This window comes from Maribellus maritimus (assembly GCF_022267315.1).
GTDB classification, from domain to species: domain Bacteria; phylum Bacteroidota; class Bacteroidia; order Bacteroidales; family Prolixibacteraceae; genus Draconibacterium; species Draconibacterium maritimum.
Genome location: NZ_JAIKLE010000094.1, coordinates 1 through 4095, shown reverse-complemented (window position 1 = coordinate 4095; position 4095 = coordinate 1). Strand labels below are relative to the sequence as shown.

Annotated in this window: 5 protein-coding genes; all 5 read right to left on the bottom strand. The window is 33.7% G+C overall.

Features of this window, described 5'->3' with window-relative positions:
* Positions 1 to 205 precede the first annotated feature (205 nt).
* The 5 genes from K5G00_RS28850 to K5G00_RS28830 all read right to left on the bottom strand — a co-directional run bounded on the left by K5G00_RS28850 (position 206) and on the right by K5G00_RS28830 (position 3915).
* Positions 206 to 706, bottom strand: coding sequence for a GNAT family N-acetyltransferase (locus K5G00_RS28850; RefSeq protein ID WP_238769977.1), 501 nt, complete (start codon positions 704 to 706; stop codon positions 206 to 208).
* A 200-nt stretch (positions 707 to 906) separates the two neighbouring features.
* The gene (locus K5G00_RS28845) at positions 907 to 1296 is read right to left on the bottom strand and encodes a hypothetical protein (RefSeq protein WP_238769975.1); all 390 of its coding nucleotides are present in this window, start codon (positions 1294 to 1296) and stop codon (positions 907 to 909) included.
* A 364-nt stretch (positions 1297 to 1660) separates the two neighbouring features.
* On the bottom strand, positions 1661 to 2152 hold the full coding sequence (locus tag K5G00_RS28840) for a hypothetical protein (protein WP_238769973.1): 492 nt from the start codon (positions 2150 to 2152) through the stop codon (positions 1661 to 1663).
* Entirely contained in the window at positions 2149 to 2781 is a 633-nt protein-coding gene (locus K5G00_RS28835) for a hypothetical protein (protein ID WP_238769971.1), read from the bottom strand. Before K5G00_RS28835 ends, K5G00_RS28840 begins: the two co-directional genes overlap by 4 nt.
* A 177-nt stretch (positions 2782 to 2958) precedes the next feature.
* The gene (locus tag K5G00_RS28830) at positions 2959 to 3915 is read right to left on the bottom strand and encodes a Fic family protein (RefSeq protein ID WP_238769969.1); all 957 of its coding nucleotides are present in this window, start codon (positions 3913 to 3915) and stop codon (positions 2959 to 2961) included.
* Positions 3916 to 4095: the final 180 nt, after the last annotated feature.

Genomic DNA, 4095 nt, shown 5'->3' with positions numbered 1-4095 from the left:
ACGGTCACTTGTAAGTTGTCGTTGCGGATTTCGGAGCTCGTTCCTGTCCGGCAGGACGGAACGATGTTGCGAGAATCCAGCGAACGACACACCACGAACCCCGCAATGCAATTTACAATTTGTTGGCAACTGTGTTTTATTTTCGTCATTATTTTGTTTAAAATCAACTCGACATGGTTTTTAAACTCTCAGACAAACAAAATTCTCATTGTACTTTTAAGTCATAAACAGGAATCAATCTGTCTGGAATTGATGATTTTGAGTTATATAAGAATTTTGCTCCAATTTTATCGTAAAATCCAGCGGCGAACGGGTCGACAAAAATTAATAAATTATCGATTTTCATATCTTTTGAAATCATTTTTGCGTGTTTTATTAATTGTCTTCCAATTCCAAATTTATGAAAATCAGGTCTGATGAAAATATGCTCTAACCAGAACCCTTTCTGCACAAAAATCTCTCCGGCAAAGAAGTTGGATTTATTCTCAACGATTGAATAAAATCCTAAAATTGAATTGTCAAGTGAGGCGTGATAAACAATATTTTCGTTCACATATCTCTCGGTTATTGTCAATTCTTCTTTCCAGATTTCAAAGTAATTGTCAGGATAATCCCAATGTCTTTTTGCAGCGAATGCAATCTCTGTCAAAATTTTGGAATCAGAAAGATTAGCTTTTTCAATTTGTATTTTCTGTAAATCAGTCATTTTGGAATTGCGGTGTCTTTTTTAACATTGTTGCCAACGGTCACTTGCAAGTTGTCGTTGCGGATTTCGAAGAGCGTCAGCGTCCGCAGGACGAAGACGGTCAAGAAAGGAGCAGAGGCAACGCACACCACTGCACCCGCAATGCAATTTGCAATTTGTTAGGTACTGTATTTTATTCTTTGTTTTTCAACCATTTTGCTTTATTCAACTTGTCTGATTACACTGATAATGAAAAATATCACTCCGATTAGAATTAAAAGTCCAAACAGACTGAAATGTGTTATTCGGGCATACGTTTGCCATTTCTTTAACTCTTCAACTCTACGAGTTTCTCCATACATTTCAAATTCGTCCAATTGCCTTTCATACTCATCGCTAATTTCTTTCGAGTCATTAACAAAAGGGTCTTTGGTAGCTGTAAAAGGAATCAGAAAACAATATATCTTGTCTCCAAGAGATAATGGTTTATTTCTTGATTTCATTCTGATTTCAAGTCCCTTTTTTGCTATTTCCAATTCCTTATCCGATGGTTTCCTTTTTTGAAACTCATTTTTTGCCAATTGATTTTCCTGGTGTCTTTCGTTTCTCATTATTTCTAATAAGTCAACGAGAGAATATTGCTGTATCGATTTCTTAACCTTGTATGGCATTGTCAGTTTCTTGGTTTTTCAATATTGTACCTAACGGTGGTGGTATGAGGTCGTGGCGGTCAGACGAGAGTCTGAGTGTCCGACCGAAACTGAGGTTGGGACGAGATTCGACTATGTCGAATCCGCACAAACCCAGCCATGCCTTATACCACGTGTTGGGCGTTCGTATTTTATTTCTTTTTCGGTGGAGGAGGAGGATTTCTCATTGTAGGAACACTGCCCTTTACTTTACCTGTCGGTCTACTATTACTTTTGGGAACTGATTTTGGAGGTGATGAAGTTTTCTTTGCCATAACTTTAAAGTTTAAGAATGATAAGTATTAAAATATTGTCTAGCTTCTAAGTCTGCCTTTTTTTCTATTTTTTTCCACTTTTTGATTCCTAGTGTGTTGTCAAGTTTTTCTATTATCTGGAAGTCTTTTGAACGAAACCTGAAAAAAAGTTGAGATGCTTCATCCTCTGTAATTTTTGAAGTGTCTAAATCTACCCATAATTTTTCAAGCTTATTAAAGTATTTTAAATACAGTTCTCTAAGTTTAGCGATATCTCCAATTTCTTTGTCACTTCTAATTATTTGGTTCTCAATTAAACTTAGGATTTGAATACTAGCAATTAATACTAAAGCAATCCATGCAATAGGTTGCCAAAGTTTCCAACCGAGTATTCCGCTTCCTGAAAACACGAGAGTAAGTATTTTAAATATTTTTTTAAATCGGTATTGGAGAGAGAGGTAAAAGGCTAAATACTTTTCACCAAATTTAATTTGCATCATTTCATACCATATTTTTTCTCTCATGATGTTTTAACTCTTATTCTATTATTTTCTAATTTATTGTTAGGTATAAATTTGTATTCTCTTACTTCTTCTTCATTCCATATTTTGTTTTTTCTCAAAAAGGCATAATAATGAATTGGAATTTTAAATAAATTGGAACCAGCTCTAATTGATTTCTTCAAATCTCTTTTCAACATTTTTTTCTCATCATATTCATTCATTAAATGATAAAATGTTGGATAGAATAAAAGAGATTTATCAAATCTGATAGGTTCAGGACTTCCGATTATTGAATAAATTTTGTTTTTAGTAATCAGTTCTCCGGCAAAATTTATATTCCCTGATTTGCAAGAAGACATAAATATTCTTCTTTTTTTGAAGTCTAATGATATTATTTCAGAGAAGTCTGAATTTGTAATAAAAGTGGAATCTGTTAATTCAAATCCATATTCATTTGCATGAAATGATAGATGAAGATATCTATAATTACTTTTCTTAAAATCACTCAGAGCAGTAATTAGTTCTTGCTTTGTAACTATCTCAAGATATTTGTTTTTGATTTGGCAGACATCTAAAATTTCATGAAGAATTTTACCGTCTTTATCATCATCATTTTTTAGTGATTCTATTATAAAAATTCCATATTTCATTTAAAATCTATAGTTTTTTATGTCCGTTTAATATGACGCCCAACGGTGGTGGTATGAGGTCGTGGCGGTCAGACTAGAGTCTGAGTGTCCGACCGTAACTGAGGTTGAGACGAGATTCGACTGTGTCGAATCCGCACAAACCCAGCCATGCCTTATACCACGTGTTAGGTTTAGTTTTTATTTGTATTTATATTTTGTCGTTCTTTTGTCTCCATATTTTTCTATAATCCCATCGTCAACAGCAACTTTTAAATCTCTACTTGCAGTTGCTTGAGATATATTCTTGAATGCCCTTAAGTAGTCTTGTCTTGAAAACATTCTTGTTCCGATGATTTCTTTAAAATTCAGGATTCTGTCATTGTTGGTCAGGCTGATATTTTGAACTTTTAATAAATCTTCCAATGCATCTTTTATTATTTCGAGCATGAACTCAATAAAAGAAGTTGAATTTCCTTGTTTGTCCGATTTCCCTAAAACATTGTAGTATTCCTGTTGCTTTTGTTTTACCAAACTTTCAATTGGAAGAAATTCAAAAACAGGGGAGTGTTCTTTTAAAATCATGGTTTGCCAAAGTCGTCCTATCCTGCCATTTCCATCAATAAACGGATGTATAAATTCAAATTCGTAATGGAACACGCAACTTTTAATTAGAACTAAATCATCATCGTTCTTTAGGTAATTAAACAAATCAGACATTAACGAATGAACCATTTCTCCGGGAGGTGCAATATGGGCGATATCACTCCCTTTAACAATTCCAACTGAACCGGTTCGAAGTTTTCCCGGATTCTCAATCAAGTTTTTCATTAAAATCCCATGTGCTTTACACAACGATTTTAATTCGTACACTTTAAATTTATTAAGCTGATTGTAAACGCTGATTGCATTTTTTACTTCTAAAATATCTTTCTTAGGAGCAAGAATTCTTTTGTTTTCTAGTAAGTCTGTAATTTGCTCAACTGTCAAAGTATTACCTTCAATTTCGAGTGAGGATTGAATCGTTTTTATCCGATTTCTTTTTCTTAATTCTGTTGGAGGTTTATTTAAATGAGCAGCATTAACTTCTCCAATTTTTTCTGAAATAGAAGCAATTAAGTTTAAAATCTTATTTGTTATTTCGTATGGTGGTTTCATAGTTTATTTCTTTGATACTATCATTTGATATTATCAAAAATAGTCATAATTGTTTATGCTGCAATTCTTTTTCCAAAATTAAACCTAACGGTTGGTACATGTTGTCGGGGCGGATTTCGGAGAGCGTTCCTGTCCGAAGGACACGGAACTGCGATGCGAGAATCCGCAGTTGGCGTACCA